The organism is Mesorhizobium sp. M1182, from assembly GCF_040318335.1.
In the GTDB taxonomy this organism is placed as follows: domain Bacteria; phylum Pseudomonadota; class Alphaproteobacteria; order Rhizobiales; family Rhizobiaceae; genus Mesorhizobium.
Genome location: NZ_JAMYMD010000022.1, coordinates 36,416 through 52,860, shown reverse-complemented (window position 1 = coordinate 52,860; position 16,445 = coordinate 36,416). Strand labels below are relative to the sequence as shown.

Annotated in this window: 12 protein-coding genes; 10 read left to right on the top strand and 2 right to left on the bottom strand. The window is 60.1% G+C overall.

Going from position 1 to position 16,445, the window contains the following annotated elements; translation table 11 throughout:
* The first annotated feature begins 10 nt into the window (after positions 1-10).
* The 3 genes from NKH33_RS22700 (at position 11) to NKH33_RS22690 (ending at position 4,313) form a co-directional block, all read left to right on the top strand.
* Entirely contained in the window at positions 11-2,725 is a 2,715-nt protein-coding gene (locus NKH33_RS22700; protein ID WP_352500819.1) for an ABC transporter transmembrane domain-containing protein, read from the top strand.
* A gap of 157 nt (positions 2,726-2,882) precedes the next feature.
* A complete protein-coding gene (locus NKH33_RS22695; protein ID WP_023675957.1) occupies positions 2,883-3,332 on the top strand; it encodes a cyclic nucleotide-binding domain-containing protein in 450 nt (149 codons plus the stop codon).
* A gap of 126 nt (positions 3,333-3,458) precedes the next feature.
* The gene (locus NKH33_RS22690; RefSeq protein ID WP_352921596.1) at positions 3,459-4,313 is read left to right on the top strand and encodes an MBL fold metallo-hydrolase; all 855 of its coding nucleotides are present in this window, start codon (positions 3,459-3,461) and stop codon (positions 4,311-4,313) included.
* A 1-nt stretch (position 4,314) separates the two neighbouring features.
* On the opposite strand, the gene NKH33_RS22685 is transcribed toward NKH33_RS22690, so the two are convergent.
* Entirely contained in the window at positions 4,315-5,139 is an 825-nt protein-coding gene (locus NKH33_RS22685) for a polysaccharide deacetylase family protein (protein ID WP_352820751.1), read from the bottom strand.
* Complete coding sequence (locus tag NKH33_RS22680; protein ID WP_352921594.1) at positions 5,136-6,224, bottom strand: glycosyltransferase family 4 protein; 1,089 nt, start codon at positions 6,222-6,224, stop codon at positions 5,136-5,138. Before NKH33_RS22680 ends, NKH33_RS22685 begins: the two co-directional genes overlap by 4 nt.
* A gap of 74 nt (positions 6,225-6,298) precedes the next feature.
* Between NKH33_RS22680 and NKH33_RS22675 the strand changes: the two genes are divergently transcribed.
* The 7 genes from NKH33_RS22675 (at position 6,299) to NKH33_RS22645 (ending at position 16,436) form a co-directional block, all read left to right on the top strand.
* Entirely contained in the window at positions 6,299-7,477 is a 1,179-nt protein-coding gene (locus tag NKH33_RS22675) for a DUF3095 domain-containing protein (protein WP_352921592.1), read from the top strand.
* Positions 7,478-7,581: 104 nt separating this feature from the next.
* Positions 7,582-8,925 (top strand): nucleotide sugar dehydrogenase, encoded by a 1,344-nt coding sequence (locus NKH33_RS22670; RefSeq protein WP_352820746.1) that lies wholly within the window; start codon positions 7,582-7,584, stop codon positions 8,923-8,925.
* Positions 8,926-8,976: 51 nt separating this feature from the next.
* Positions 8,977-10,317 (top strand): adenylate/guanylate cyclase domain-containing protein, encoded by a 1,341-nt coding sequence (locus NKH33_RS22665; RefSeq protein ID WP_352684409.1) that lies wholly within the window; start codon positions 8,977-8,979, stop codon positions 10,315-10,317.
* A gap of 149 nt (positions 10,318-10,466) precedes the next feature.
* A complete protein-coding gene (locus tag NKH33_RS22660) occupies positions 10,467-12,362 on the top strand; it encodes an ABC transporter ATP-binding protein (protein WP_352614644.1) in 1,896 nt (631 codons plus the stop codon).
* Positions 12,359-14,257 carry an ABC transporter substrate-binding protein gene (locus NKH33_RS22655; RefSeq protein WP_023675965.1) on the top strand — a complete coding sequence of 633 codons (1,899 nt, stop codon included), beginning with the start codon at positions 12,359-12,361 and terminating at the stop codon, positions 14,255-14,257. The genes NKH33_RS22660 and NKH33_RS22655 overlap by 4 nt, the downstream gene beginning before the upstream one ends.
* Positions 14,258-14,259: 2 nt before the next feature.
* The gene (locus tag NKH33_RS22650) at positions 14,260-15,258 is read left to right on the top strand and encodes an ABC transporter permease (RefSeq protein ID WP_023675966.1); all 999 of its coding nucleotides are present in this window, start codon (positions 14,260-14,262) and stop codon (positions 15,256-15,258) included.
* On the top strand, positions 15,255-16,436 hold the full coding sequence (locus tag NKH33_RS22645; protein ID WP_352614641.1) for an ABC transporter permease: 1,182 nt from the start codon (positions 15,255-15,257) through the stop codon (positions 16,434-16,436). Before NKH33_RS22650 ends, NKH33_RS22645 begins: the two co-directional genes overlap by 4 nt.
* Positions 16,437-16,445: the final 9 nt, after the last annotated feature.

Genomic DNA, 16,445 nt, shown 5'->3' with positions numbered 1-16,445 from the left:
ACAGTCGCATATGGAAGCCAGCCTAGCCCGCTATATCTGGACGCACACCAAGAAGCAGCAACTCTGGATATTGATGATCGTCGTGCTTTCGATGATCCCGTATTTCATGTCCTTCGACCTGCCGAAGCTGATCGTCAACGGACCGATCCAAGGTCGCGGCTTCGAGCAACCGGGCGCGACCCAGCCATTCATGAGGCTACACTATAACCTGCCGTTCGTTGGAGAGGTCCAGTTCTTCTCCGGTTTTCAGCTCGACCGCAAGGAGACCCTGTTTGCCCTGAGCCTTGTGTTCCTCTTGCTAGTCGTCATCAACGGCCTGTTCAAATTCTACATCAACACCTACAAGGGCCGCCTCGGCGAACGCATGCTGCGGCGTATCCGCTTCGATCTGGTCGACCGTGTGCTGCGTTTTCCGCCGGTTTATTTCAAGCGGGTGAAATCCGCCGAAGTGGCGACCATGGTGAAGGACGAGGTGGAGCCGCTGGGCGGCTTCATCGGCGACGCCTTCCTGCAGCCGGTACTGCTCGGCGGCCAAGCGCTGACGGCCATGCTGTTCATCATGATCCAGAACGTCTGGCTCGGAATGATAGCGGTCGTGATCGTGGCGATCCAGATCGTGCTCATCCCGCGAATGCGGCGGCGGCTGATCGTGCTCGGGCGCCAACGGCAGTTGACCGCGCGCGCGCTTTCGGGCCGGGTTGGCGAAATCGTCGACGGCATCGGCGCGGTTCACGTCCACGATACATCAAACTACGAGCGCGCCGACATAGCTGCCCGGCTCGGGCTCATCTTCAAGATCCGCTTCGATCTTTACCAATGGAAATTCATGGTGAAGTTCCTCAACAATTTTCTCGCGCAGCTCACGCCCTTTCTGTTCTACATGATCGGCGGGTATCTGGTCCTCGAGGGGCGGCTGGACGTCGGCCAGCTCGTGGCCGTGATCGGCGCCTACAAGGACCTGCCCGGACCGATGAAGGAACTGATCGACTGGGATCAGGATCGGCAGGATGTCCAGGTCAAATATCAACAGGTCGTTGAACAGTTCACCGTCGAGGGTCTCATCGCGCCGAAAATCGGGGCATTGACGATCGACGATCCCGATCCGATGACCAAGCCGCTGTCGGCGATCAATCTGTCCGTAGCAGACGATGGCGGTGCAATGCTCCTCAACCGTATCTCCCTCCAGGTCAAGCCGGGTGAGACGGTGGCACTGGTCAGTACCGCAACAGGTGGAGCGGAGGCGCTTGCAGAAGCCTTCGCGCGGCTGACCTGGCCGGACAGCGGAAGGGTCGCTTCGGGCACCGACGACCTGCTTGAACTCCCCGAAGCAGTAACCGGCCGGCGCATGTCGTATGCCTCGTCGGATGTTTTCCTGTTCCAGGCAAGCCTCCGCGACAACCTGCTCTACGGGTTGAAGCATGCGCCGCTGACATCGGTGCCTTATGACGGTGCTGCGGCAGATCAGCAACGCTGGAACATTCACGAGGCGCGCCGGTCGGGCAATCCGGATCTTGATATCCACAGCGACTGGATCAACTATGCTTCCGCTGGCGCTACCGGCCCGCACGACCTCTTTGAAGCCGTGCGCCGGGTGCTCGACGCGGTTGTTCTGTCGCGTGACATTCTGGATCTCGGCTTGCGCTCTTCGGCCGACCTCACGCGTCACACGGAGCTTGCCAGGCGGATCGTCGAACTGCGTGCGGCGCTGCGGACCCGGCTGGAACAAGAGGGGCTGAGCGGACTGGTGGTTCCTTTCGAACCGGGCGCCTACAACAAGGAAGCAACGATCGGCCAAAACCTGCTCTTCGGCGCTGCCGCCGGCCCTGAACTGGCCGACAGGGCCCTGGCGGCCAATCCCTATTTTGCTTCCGTGCTGAGGCAAGCCGGCCTCGACCGAACGCTCTACGAAATGGGCTTGGAGATCGCCAAACAGGCGATCGAGCTGTTTGCCGACCTGCCGCCCGATCACCAGTTCTTCCAGCAGCTCGCCTTCATGAGCGCGGAGGAGATACCCGCCTACGAAACCTTGCTGCAACGGCTCAAGAACCGTCCCTACGAGGCGGTTTCGGAAAACGATCGCGCCATGATCGTTACCTTGAGCTTTGCCTACATCGAGCCCCGGCACCGCTTCGGCCTGCTGAGCGACGAGCTGATGAGCAAGATCGTCGCTGCACGCAACCGGTTCTATGAAGACCTGCCGCCCGAGCTGCACAATGCGGTCGAACGGTATGATCCTGCCAAATACATTGCCGCGGCCACCGTCATGGATAATGTCCTGTTCGGGCGTGTGGGCAACAATCATCCCGACGCGCCCGACCGCATACGCTCCATCGTCTATGACATTCTTGACGAACTGGGGCTTTATGGCGAACTTCTGGATGTCGGCCTGGACTTCAACGTCGGCTCCGGCGGCAGGCGGCTGACCGGTGGACAGCGACAGAAGCTCGATGTTGCCCGAGCCTTGCTCAAGCGTCCCGATTTTCTCATTCTCAACCGGCCGCTATCGGCGCTCGACCAGCGCATGCAGGATAAGGTGCTGCGAAATGTGCTCGAGGAAGCCAGGCGCGACGGCCATTCGCCGGCAATTGTGTGGGTCGTGACGAGTCCGGCAATGGCGATGATGTTTGATCGCGTTATCGTCTTCGACTCGGGTCAATTGGCGGAAGACGGAACACACGAGACACTTTTGGCAGGGAACGGTATCTTCAAGGAACTGTTGTCATAGAGCAACGGATATTCAGCTGGGATCATTCTGCCGGTGCACGACATCGGGCTCGCCACCTTTCGCGTGGTTTGTCTCGCCATCCCGGAAAGAGAATTGATTCCATCGGGGCGTCCGTTGCTCTAGTCTGGCAAACGCGAATTTTGGAAGGTTTGCGACAATGCTGCTCAAGGATGAAGTTGGAATGCTGCAACGCGTTCCCTTGTTCTCTGCCATCGAGCCGACAAAGCTCAAGCTGCTTGCGTTCACATCCGATCGTGTGAGCTACAGCGCCGGCCAGATCCTTTTCCGGCAGGGCGACGAGGGAGACGCCGCCTATGTCATCCTTTCAGGCAGAGCGGATATTCTTGTCGATTCCGACAGCGGACCGATAAAAGTTGCCGAACTGGAGCCAAATTCGATCGTTGGCGAGATCGCCATATTGTGCAACAGCTCCCGCACTGCCACCGTCAGAGCGGCAAGTCCGCTGGAAGCCCTGAGAATCCGCAAGGATCATTTCCTGAGGCTTATGAGGGAGTTCCCGGAAATGACCATCGAGATATTGCGGGTTCTTGCCGATCGCCTAAGCCATACGACCGCGGATCTGATCGACGCACGAAGCGCCAAATAACGAAGGACGTGCGCTCGATCCTCGCAGTCGTGGCGGCACTGTCCTCTCGCTGAGAAGATCACCCGGAGAAAGCCTGTCTGTCTCGCCTAGCAGCAGTTGTTTGGATATGATGGGCGAAGGGGTAGCATGGACGACAACGTTTTCCTGGTCAGGTTTTGGGGTGTCCGCGGCAGCATTTCGGTATCAGGGCCAGAATTCTCTCGCTATGGCGGCAACTCAATCTGCGTCGAGATGCGATGCGGCAAGCACACGCTTCTGTTCGACGCAGGCTCTGGCCTACGGCCTGCCGGCGCGGCGCTTCAGGCGTTGGGCGTGACCGATTTCGACCTGCTTTTCACCCATTGCCATTACGATCACATCATCGGGCTGCCGTCTTTTGCGCCGATCTATGACCGGGGCGCCAAGGTTACGCTTTGGTCCGGGCATCTTGCAGGACACATGACGACCCGGCAGATGGTCGATGAGTTCATGCGGCCGCCGTGGTTTCCGGTGAAATTGGAGGCCTGCAAGGCAAGCCTCGACTATCGCGATTTCGTATCCGGAAACGTGCTTCGCCCGCGCGAAGGGGTGGTGGTCCGAACCGGCAGTCTTATGCATCCGGGCGGCTGCATAGGCTACCGGGTCGAATGGGGTGGCGGCGTCGTGGCGGTGATCACAGACACTGAGCACGACCCGGACAAACTCGATCAGACGGTGCTCGGCCTGATCGAAGATGCCGACCTTGTCATCTACGATTGCACCTACACCGAGGAGGAAATGGAACGCCGCCGCGGTTACGGGCACTCGACGTGGCAACAGGGCGTCAAACTCTGTGAGGCGGCAGGTGCGCGGAGGCTTGCGCTGTTTCACCACGATCCGACACGCACCGACAAGGAACTGGACAAGATCCAGAAACTGGCCAAGGACAGGTTTACCGGCGCTTTTGCCGCGCGGGATGGCCAGACGCTCAACATTCCAGTCTCATTGCGCAAAAAGCGCTGAGCTATTTTCCTCTATCTCTTTGTCTTGACGCAATTCCGGACGGAAACCGTTCACACTTTCCTGGAATTGTTCCACCGGCGCTGCGCCCGATCAATGTCCTGATCGGAAGCCATGCGCAGGCTTCAGTCTTTGCGGTGACTGTGAACAGCCGTTCGAGGAAGAGCCAGGCCGATTCATCATGTACGAGATGGTGGGTGAGCAGGCCCACCGGTTCGCCCCTATCGAATGCATGCTGCAAGTGCGCGATGATAGCCTGAACCAATAGGCCATGATCGCGGCAGCCGTGCGTGCCATGCCAATCCATGATGTCGACATTGCTGTTGATGACCGCAAGTGAAGCCGGCCTTGGCGGCCCATAGACCGACAATGCCGAAAATCCTATCGATCCAAGGTCGGATACCAAGCCGGCGTCGATCCTGTTCCAGGGTGGTACCAGCATCGGAACAGCACGTGCGCCGTGCAGGCCGGTTACGTGCGCCAGCCCGCGAGCCAGATCATCGAGCACCGCCTCGCGTGGCCGATGCGCGCCGAGCTCCTGCTTCTTCTGGTCCTCGGGCGCATGATTTCGGTGCGCCCAGCCATGGATGGCGACCGTGGCATGCGGCGCCTCGTCAAGCCGAACGACAAGCTTCTCGTCAGTCAGGGCGGGAATGACGGCCAGAGTCACCGGAACCGCGAATTCACCGGTGAGGTCGAGCAACCGATCAAGCGCAGGCGTCGGATCCACGGCGTCATCGTCGCGCAGCCAGAACTCTGCCTTACGGTCCGCCCGTTGCCGGCTCGCCAGTTCCTCCACCAAGGGTTGCCAGATCTGATCGGATGTCATGAGACCGGGATCTTTGCAAGAAGTTCGGCCAGACGCGCCGCCGCAGCACCGATAGAACGTTCTTCGAGGATGAAACGTCTGGCTTCTGCGGCCATGATGGATCTTTCGTCGTTACGGGCCAGAAGCCTTTCAACGGCAGAAGCGAACGCCGCCACATCGCCCGGCGGGGTGAGAAACCCGGCCTGGCCATCCCGCACGACCTCCGGCACGCCGGCGATGTCCTGAGCCACAACCGGAAGGCCGGCGGCCTGTGCTTCAAGATAGGCAACGCCATAGGCCTCGCCGAAACCCGGCCAGACGTAAATTCCCCCACTGTAGAGGACATCCGGCACGGCGGCTGGCTCAATCGCGCCAAGCCATTCGATACGGTCGGCGGGCAAGCCGGCGAATTGCGCTTTGATCTCCTCGCGGGCAGGTCCGTCCCCGACGACCGACATCGTCCAGGGCAGGTGACCGATCGAACCGAGCGCCTGCGCCAGCATGCCATAGCTTTCGACTTTGTCGCCCGGGCGCATCATGGCGACGGTAACGAGGCGCGACGGACAACCCCGCGCCGGCGTTTCCCGGAATAGCGATGTGTCGATGAAGGGCGAAAGCATGCCGAAAGCGGCGTCGGGTACCGCATCTGCCAGTCCCTGACGATCCCTTTGCGTGAAGCAGATGTTCAGCGCCGCCTGTTCGACGGCTCGCGCCACCAACGCTTGCGTATCGGCCCACAAACCGGTGTTGCGCCGCCTCGAATAGGAGGCTTCCGCTGTCACATAGGGGACACCAAAGGCCAACGCCAGTTCGGGCCCGATCAGGTCGGGTGCCTTGTAATAGGGATGATAGGTGAACCACAGATCGGGCTTGCCGTCACGATCCCAAAGCCTTGCCAGCCGCGCGGCTTCCTCCCGGGCCTCGATCTTGAGCGCATCGAAACTTTTCGAATCCGGTTCGCGTAGATAGAAGCGCAATTCGGATGCCAATTCGACGCTATGCCTTCCATGCTCCAGTGCCTTGACCAGCATCCGTGCCATCTGGCGGTCGCCGGAGGCAACGGGATGATTGGGCGACTTCAGCGGCGCATAGAAGGCAATTCGCATCGCCGGACCCTATCATCGGAAAGCCTGCGCAAGTCAAATTCGAAGCATGATCGACTTCACCCTCAAGCACTGGAATGTGCTATCTGATACTCATGGAAACAGCTGCCGCGTCCGATCCGTTTGTTGCTTCTCTGCCGGTCTTCGCAAAGTTCGAAAGCGTTGCCGATATCGATAACTATCGGCCTCTCCCCGATGGCTGGGCGCTGGCCACCGCAGACATCGTCGGCTCGACCAAGGCGATCGAGGCGGGGCGCTATAAAACCGTCAATATGGCCGGTGCCAGCGTCATTTCGGCGCTGCTCAATGCGCTGGGTAGGCAAGATCTTCCCTTTGTCTTCGGCGGCGACGGTGCGCTCGTGGCGTTTCCCGGCTCGGCGCTGGAGATCACCCGCAACGCGCTGGCGGCTGTCCAGAGATGGGTGGCGGACGAACTGGACCTGACCTTGCGTGCCGCAATCGTGCCGATAAAGGATATAAGAGCGCAAGGCCTCGACGTTCGCGTGGCGAGGTTCCAGGCCTCCGATGCGGTCTTCTATGCCATGTTCGCCGGAGGTGGCGGCAGTTGGGCGGAAGCCGAGATGAAAGCGGGGCGCTACCGCATCGATCCTGCGCCGGCCGGCGCGCGGCCGGACCTGACCGGCCTCTCGTGTCGCTGGAACCCGATCGAAGCCCGGCATGGCGAAATCGTCTCGATCATAGCCATACCGGGGGCGTCGCGCGACTTGCGCGGTTTTCAGTTTCTGGTTTCCGACATCATCGCCCTTGCCGGCAGGCAGGAACGCGATGGCCACCCGGTGCCGGTGAACGGGCCGGACTACAGTTTGCTGCCCGCCGGCCTCGATATCGAGGCGCGGGCCACGGCGCCGGCAGGACGGCGGTGGCTGTCGAAGCTGTGGATAGTGTTCCTGATGACGCTTACGGCTGTTACGGATAGATATGGCTGGACGATCGGCAGATTCGATCCGAAGATCTACAAACGCGAAGTGGCCAGCAATTCGGATTTCCGGAAGTTCGACGATGGCTTGAAGATGACCATCGACGTTGACGCGGATGTGTTGCAACGGATCGAGGACCGGCTGAAACAGGCGGAAGAGGCGGGCATCTGCAACTATGGCCTGCACCGCCAGAAATCGGCCTTGATGACATGCCTCGTCGCATCGCCGCTGCAGCGCGATCACGTTCATTTCATCGATGGCGCCGCCGGCGGCTATGCGATGGCTGCCGCAAGCCTTAAGGCGAAGGTGCCGGCCTGACGCTTGCGGACATCGATTTTCCGCAATATGCCTCGGGGCTCTTGTGAGCGGTGAACCTCACCATGGAAGCGGACGGCCTGTCCGAATTAACAGAAAGCAGATTGTTGGACGCCTCACGATCGATATATGACCGTCTTCTGACCCGGATTTCGACGCGCGCCGCGCAAGTCGGCGTGATCGGACTGGGCTATGTCGGGTTGCCGCTGGCGGTTGCGATCGCACGCGCCGGCTTCCCGGTTTCCGGCTTCGACATCGAAGGCCAGAAGGTCGAGAGCCTGAACAACGGCCAATCCTACATCGAGGCGGTGACGTCGACAGCTCTTGCCGGCCAGGTGGCAAGCGGACGGTTCCGCGCCACTGCGGATTTTGCCGAACTGGCCGTCTGCGATGTCATCATCATCTGCGTTCCGACACCACTGACGAAACACCGCGAGCCGGATCTCTCCTTTGTCAGGAACACCGCAGGCACCATCGCGAAGCATCTGCGTTTCGGCCAGCTGATCGTGCTGGAATCGACCACCTATCCCGGCACCACCGACGACGTGATCAAGCCCATCCTGGAAAAAACCGGCTTGCAGTCGAGAATAGATTTCTTCCTCGGCTTCTCGCCCGAACGCGAGGATCCCGGCAACCGCAGCTTTGAAGTCGCGACGATCCCCAAGGTCGTGGCAGGTGACGGCATTGAAGCGGCGACGCTCGTGCAGGCTTTCTACCATGGCGTGGTCAAGACCGTCGTTCCGGTTTCCACCACGGCGACCGCCGAGGCGGTCAAGCTGACGGAAAACATCTTCCGCTCGGTCAACGTAGCCCTCGTCAACGAGTTGAAGATCGTGCTCGGTGCGATGGGAATCGACATCTGGGAGGTGATCGAGGCGGCAAAGACCAAGCCCTTCGGCTACATGCCTTTCTATCCCGGCCCTGGACTTGGCGGGCACTGCGTTCCGATCGATCCCTTCTACCTGACGTGGAAGGCTCGCGAATACGAACTGCCGACCCGCTTCATCGAGCTGGCGGCAGAGATCAACACGGCCATGCCGCGTCATGTGGTCGATGAACTGGCGAAGGCGCTGGACCGGCGCTGCGGCAAGGCGCTCAGCCGCTCGAGCATTCTCATCATCGGGCTCGCCTATAAGAAGAATGTGCCCGACATCCGCGAAAGCCCCTCATTGCGGCTCATTGAACTCATCGAGGAATGGGGCGGCAAGGCGGAATTCCACGATCCGCATGTTGCCGAAATCCCGGCCACACGGGAGCATATGGCGATCAAGGGGCGTCGCTCGGTCGAATTGACCGAGGCGGCCTTGAAGGATTTCGACGCTGTCGTCGTTGCAACCGACCACGACGCGATCGACTATCAGGCGATCGCGGATCACGCTCTACTGATCGTCGACACACGCAATGTTTTTGGCCGCCTCGGGCTAGCCCGAGAGACGGTGGTGAAGGCCTGACGGCGTCCGAGCCGGCGAATTTGTGGCAGATCAAGGAGATTTCGAGATAGCATGAGCACAGCGCAAGCAGAAATTTCTGCCATTCTCATGGATAAGGTTGCCGATTGGCTGACCCAATCGGCGTTGGCGGGCAACGACCTGGAAACATTGGTAAGGGGCTTTTGTGAACGGCTGGCTGCTGCCGGCCTGCCGTTGAAGCGGGTGCATTTGAGCTTTTCGATGCTTCATCCGCTTTATGACGCGCTCGGCTTCACCTGGCTCCGCGGCCAAGGCCTGGAAGTGGAAGGCTTCCGCAAGGAGAACGGCGTTCATTCCGACAGATTCCTGACCAGCCCATACTACCATCTGCTCAGCCACAAGCTGGACCATCTGCGGCGCCGGCTCGACCCGTCGGTGCCGTCGGAATTTCCTGTTTTCGATGACCTCAAGCTGATGGGCGTCACCGATTACATGGCTTTTGTCCATCCCTTCAGCGGCAACACCAGTCAGGGCATGATCGGGTCTTGGTCCACCGACAGTGCTGCAGGCTTCAGCGACAGCATGATTTCGGCGCTGCTGCGCATCCAGAACCATCTCGCTATCGCAACCAAGATGGCGGTGCTCACCAAGCTTGCCGACAACATGATGACCACTTATCTCGGCGGCGACGCCGGCAGGCGCGTGCTCGAAGGCCAGATCAAGCGCGGCGAGGGTGATACAATCCGGGCGGCACTGGTCATGGGCGACATGCGCGGGTCGTCAAGACTTGCCGAAACCTCCGGCCGCGAAGTCTATATCGATACGCTGAACCAGTTTTTCGACGCCGCTGCTGCACCTTTCAATCGCAAGGGCGGGCAGATCATGAGTTTCATAGGGGATGGCTTCATTGCCGTCTACCCTTGCGCAAGGCACCGTTCGCAGTCCGAGATCGCCTGCCAGGCTGCTCTTGCGGCAGCGCACAAGGCCACCGCGCGCATGATGGATCTCAATCTGCGCAGAAAGCAGCAGGGATTGAGCGACATAAACTATGGTATCGGCCTGCATGTCGGCAATGTGATGTTCGGCAATGTCGGGCTTACCGACCGGCTCACATTCTCTGTCTTCGGCTCGGCTGTAAACGAGGTCCAGCGCCTCCAGACCCTGACCAAGAAATATCCGCACAGCGTTCTCGCCAGCAAAGACTTCGCCAGCTATTGCGGCGCCAACAACTGGCTGGCGCTCGGCATGGAGGAACTGGCGGGCATCAGGCAGAAGCTAACGGTGCTTTCACCCGATTTGTCGGGTGCTCTCGCACTCGATGAAGACGGTGCGCTGGAGCCGATTTACGACCGAATATCGGACGCCGAGCAGGTCATGCTGCTTCATCGCAATGCCGCGCGGCCGTCCGCGGGCGACCCGAGGAAGCTCCAGTAACCGCCACGATCTGATCCGAACGCGTTTGGTATGCAGTTCGGTCGCCGGTTCCGCCAGGGAACTGGCGACTGTTCGAATCCAAGTTGCTCTAGGCTGGCAATGCGTTAGTCTCGCCTTCTGGACGTGCCAGAGTGGGGGCTGGTGTGAGAATGAATTTGGGCGTTGATCTGCTGCGGATCGAGGATGTTGGCATCTCTTTTGCCATTATAGGGGGACCGTTGCATGCTGTCAGGCGTGCAAATCTTCGCGTCCTGCCCGGCAAGGTTACCGCGCTTGTGGGCGAGTCCGGCTCCGGAAAATCGGTTCTCAGCCAGGCAGTGATGGGCATTTTGCCGAACACAGCCCATGTTCGCGGCCGTATCCTGTTTTCCGATCCAAAAAAGCCCGGTACGACGCAGGATATCCTGCAGATGCCGCGTGACGGAACCGAAATCCGGGCGTTGAGAGGCAGCCGCATCGGCAAGATATTTCAGGAGCCGATGACATCGCTGTCGCCGCTGCATACGATCGGCAATCAGGTCAGCGAATCACTGCAGATTCATACGCCCATGGCCCGGGTGGAGCGCAAGGCGCGGACCGAGGAAATGCTCGGCCTTGTCGGCTTTCCCAACCCCAAGCGCGCCTATGACATGTATCCCTTTGAACTTTCGGGAGGATTGCGTCAACGCGCCATGATCGCCATGGCGCTTATCTGCCGGCCCGCCCTGTTGATCGCCGACGAGCCGACGACGGCGTTGGACGTGACCATCCAGGCGCAAATCCTGCAATTGCTGCGCGAGCTTCAGACGAAGCTGAACATGGCGATGCTGCTGATCACGCACGACCTTGGCGTAGTCGCCAATGTCGCCGACGAGGTGGTGGTCATGTACCATGGCGAGATCATGGAAGCGGGACCCGTGGAGGCGATATTCCGCCGGCCGGGCCACCCTTACCTGAAGGGCCTGATGGCAGCCGTTCCGCATTTCGACCTGAAGCCCGGCGAAAGGCTAAAGGCGCTCCGCGAGGTGCCGGTGAATGTCGGGAACCTGCTCGGCAAGCAGACGGCGCCGGCATCGAAGGGGCCGAACGACCTCCTGCTATCGGTCAGCGATCTGACAAAGACCTTCACGATCCGCAAGTCCGGATGGTTCGGCGGAGATCATCAAACCTCTGTTCGCGCCGTGGACGGCGTGAGCTTTGATATCAGGCGGGGTGAGTGCCTGGGTCTTGTCGGCGAAAGCGGCTCCGGCAAAACCACCGTCAGCAAGATCCTCATGCGGGCTGTCACCCCTACCGGCGGCTCTGTGATCTTCAATGGCCGCGATGGTCCGATCGACGTCTTGGAAGCCGAGGGAGACGCCCTGCGCATGCTGCGCGCGAAAATCCAGATGGTATTCCAGGATCCGGTTTCGTCGCTTTCACCCCGCATGACGGTGGAGAACATTTTGAGCGAGCCGCTGGAAATCCATCGACGTGGCAATGCCGCGTCCCGACTCGCCACGGTCAAGAGCCTGATGCAGGCAATCGGGCTCGACCCGCGCTTCATAAAGCGTTATCCGCATAGTTTCTCCGGCGGGCAGCGTCAGCGTATCGGCATCGCGCGCGCGTTGGCGCTGGGGCCTGAACTCCTGATCTGCGACGAGCCGGTTTCGGCACTCGATGTCTCTGTCCAGGCGCAGATCCTGAACCTTCTGAAGGACCTGCAGAAGGAACTGGGCCTGACCTACCTGTTCATATCCCACAACCTCGCGGTGGTGGACTACATGGCAGACCGTATCGCGGTGATGTGCGGCGGGCGTATCGTCGAGCTCGCGCCGCGCGAAATTCTGCTTAGGAAACCGGTCCACCCCTACACGCGCTCATTGGTCGCCGCAGTACCTTTCCCCGATCTCGACAGGCCGATGGATTTCAAGACGCTGAAACTCAGCGGCGCTTCCGACACCAGCGCATGGGGACCGCAATTCCGCGACGAGGGCGACGAGGATATGCTGTCGCCGCTCGATCTTGGCGGCGGCCACCTCGTGCTGGCCCGACGTTCGGCCGATTTCAGCGAGCTACGCCATTGATCAGCCGGCGCACCGTCCTTGGACTCATGGCTTCGGCATTTCTGCCGGGCACGTTGCGCGCCGGCGATCTGGAGCCGGAATTTCTTGAGCCGCAGCTGAAGGCCAGAGCGCTGCCGGCACTCGCCGAACGCCTGCCCAAGCGCCCTCGCGCGTTGAATCTCGCCGCGATGGGCCGGCAGCCCGGCCAATATGGCGGCACGCTGCGCACGATCATCGGCAGCCAGAAAGACATCCGGATGATGACAATCTACGGGTACGCTCGCCTGGTCGGCTATGACGAAAAGCTTAACCTGCAAGCCGACATTCTCGAAAGTTTCGATGTAGCGGATGATCGTGTCTTCACTTTCAAGATACGAGAAGGACATAAATGGTCTGACGGTAGCCTGCTGACGTCGGAGGATTTTCGCTATTGCTGGGAAGATGTCTGGCTTAACGATGAGCTTTCGCAAGGCGGGCTCGCCCCGGCCCTGCTGGCGGACGGCAAGCCGCCACGCTTCGAGATCGTCGATCCGTTGACGGTCCGCTATAGTTGGGATGCGCCCAATCCCGACTTCCTGCCCAAGCTCGCCGCTGCTTCGCCCCTATCGCTTGTTCTGCCGGCCGCCTATCTCAAGCAGTTCCACAAGAAATACCAAGATCCATTCCGGCTCGCCGGCCTAATGAAGGAGAACCGGGCCCAGAAATGGACGCTCTTGCATATCCGCATGTCGCGGCAGTATCGCCCGGAGAACCCGGAACTGCCGACGCTCGATCCCTGGCAGAACCGGACCAAGCCGCCGGCTGAGCAGTTCGTCTTCGAGCGGAACCCGTTCTTTCATCGAATAGACGAGAATGGCCGGCAACTGCCTTATGTCGACCGGATTGTCATGAATGTCAGCTCGTCGGCGATCATTTCCGCCAAGACCGGTGCGGGCGAGAGCGACCTGCAAGGCATGGGAATTGACTTCACCGATTACTCCTTCCTGAAGGATGCGGAGAAGCGCTACCCGGTGAAGATGCATCTCTGGAAACGCACACAAGGTTCGCGGCTGGCGCTGCTGCCCAATCTGAATTGTGCCGACCAGGTGTGGCGTGGCCTTTTTCGTGACGTGCGCGTGCGCCGCGCACTTTCGCTCGCTGTGGACAGGCGCGAGATCAATTTGGCTGTGTTCTACGGATTGGCGCAGGAAAGTGCCGATACGGTCCTGCCGGAGAGCCCGCTCTACCGGCCGGAATTCGCGAAAGCCTGGGTCGCCCATGATCCCGACCAGGCCAATGCCCTGCTCGACGAGGTCGGGCTTCAGGCGCGTGACGATGACGGCCTGCGGATACTCCCCGACGGACGCCCGGCGCAGCTCGTAGTGGAAACGGCCGGCGAAAGCACGCTGGAAACCGACGCGCTCGAGCTCATCACCGATCACTGGCGCAAGATCGGCATCGCCCTGTTCATCCGGACTTCGCAGCGCGACATCTTCCGCAGCCGCGCGCTTGGTGGCCAGATCATGATGTCGATGTGGTCGGGCATCGACAATGGCGTGCCGACCGCCGACATGAACCCCTACCAACTCGCCCCCACCGTCGATGACCAGCTGCAATGGCCGCTCTGGGGTGCTCACTACTTGTCCCGTGGCAAGGTCGGCGAAGCGCCCGATCTTCCGCCCGTGGTCGAGTTGATGGCTTTACTCAAGCGCTGGAACGCATCGACCGAAGCCACGGAGCGCGCCGAGATCTGGAATTCAATGCTTTCGATCTATACCGATCAGGTGTTTTCGATCGGCACGGTAAACGGAACGCATCAGCCGATTCTGGCATCCTCGCGGCTGCGCAATCTGCCTGACAAGGCGCTCTACGGCTACGACCCGACCGCCTATTTCGGTGTCTATATGCCGGATACATTCTGGCTTGGAGAGTCCTGAGCGTGCTTCGATATTTTGTCTGGCGTATCGCCGTGATGGTTCCAACGCTGCTGGTCATATCGGCACTGGTGTTCACGATCATCGAACTTCCCCCAGGCGACTATTTCGACAGCTATGTTGCCGAGCTTCGGGCTCAGGGCGAAGCGGTGGATTCCGATCGCATCGAGATGATGCGCAAGGAATATGGTTTCGACAAGCCACCGGTCATTCGCTACTTCTACTGGGTCGGCGGGATGCTGCACGGCGATTTCGGCTATTCCTTCGAATATGAGCTGCCGGTTCGCGACGTCGTCGGGGACCGAATGTGGCTGACGGTGCTGGTTTCCTTCGTCACGATCATCTTTACCTGGCTCATCGCCTTTCCGATCGGCATGTACTCCGCCACGCATCAATACAGCTGGGGCGACTACGGCCTGACTTTCTTCGGCCTTCTCGGCCTTGCGATTCCGAACTTCATGCTGGCGCTGATCCTGATGTATTTCGCCAACATCTGGTTCGGAACGTCTATCGGCCATCTCATGGACCAGCAATATCTCGGCGAGCCGATGAGCTGGGCCAAGGCGAAATCGATCCTCGCCCATCTCTGGATTCCGGTCTTGATCATCGGCACCGGGGGCACGGCAAGCATGATCCGGCGGCTGCGCGCCAATCTGCTCGATGAGCTACATAAGCAATATGTCGTGACCGCGCACGCCAAAGGCCTTCATCCCTTCAGGGCGCTGGTCAAATATCCGCTGCGCATGGCGCTCAATTTCTTCATTTCGGATATCGGCTCTATCCTGCCGGCCATCATCTCCGGTGCCGAAATCACGGCGATCGTGCTGTCTTTGGAAACGACCGGGCCGATGCTGATCAAGGCGCTGCAAAGCCAGGACATGTATCTCGCAGGGTCGTTCCTGATGTTCCTCGCCTTCCTGACGGTCATCGGCGTCCTGATTTCCGACCTGGCGCTGGCGCTACTTGATCCGCGAATTCGTTTGCAAGGCGGCAGCACCAAATGAACACGCAATCGCCGCTGCCCGCTCCGGGTGCCCCACTGCAACACTACGTTTCCATCGAGCCCTTTGACCTGCAGTCGGTCGAGGCGATGACGCCGGAGCAGGAGAAGGTCTTTCAGGCGTCGCAGTTGCGGCTGATGTGGTGGAAATTCCGTCGGCACCGGCTTGCCCTTGTATCCGGCATATTCCTGGCAGCGCTTTATTTCGGGATACTGATCTGCGAGTTCCTGGCGCCCTACGATCTGCACACGCGCAACATGGACTACATCTATTCGCCGCCGCAGCGGGTGCACCTGTTCCACAACGGCGAGTTCGTCGGGCCGTTCGTCTATGGCCGCCAGATGACGCTGGATATGGACACGCTCAAGCGGAACTACATCGAGAAACAGGATGATGTTCAGCGGATCCGTTTCTTCTGCAAGGGCGATAAGTACCGGTTCTGGGGCCTGATCGAAGGTGACAGGCATTTTGTCTGCCCCGCCGAAAACGGCCAGCTCTTTCTGGCCGGCACTGACAGGCTGGGGCGCGATGTGCTCTCGCGCATCATCTATGGCGCCCGCATTTCACTGACAATCGGCCTCGTCGGCATCAGTTTCAGCTTCCTGCTCGGCATTGTCATCGGCGGACTGGCCGGCTATCACGGCGGTATCTTCGACCTGATCGTCCAACGGATAATCGAAGTTCTGCAATCGATCCCCAGCATTCCGCTATGGCTGGCTCTGGCGGCGATCATGCCGATAACCTGGAGTCCGATCCTGATCTATTTCGGCATCACCGTCATCCTCGGGCTGCTCGACTGGACCGGACTGGCGCGGGCCGTGCGTTCAAAGCTTCTAGCTTTGCGCGAGGAGGATTACGTTCTGGCCGCGCAATTGATGGGCGCCAGAAGCAGCCGCATCATCGGGCGGCATCTCATTCCTGGCTTCATGTCGCATCTGATCGCGACGGCGACGATCTCCATACCCGGCATGATCCTGGGCGAGACGGCGCTGAGCTTCCTCGGGCTCGGCCTGAGGGCACCGATAACCAGCTGGGGCATCCTGCTCACCGAGGCGCGCAGCGTCAGCGTGATCGCGTTCTATCCATGGCTGCTTTTGCCGATGCTCCCCGTCGTTCTCGTCATCTTGGCGTTCAACTTCCTCGGCGACGGGTTGCGGGACGCCGCGGACCCCTACAAATGACATCGCTGT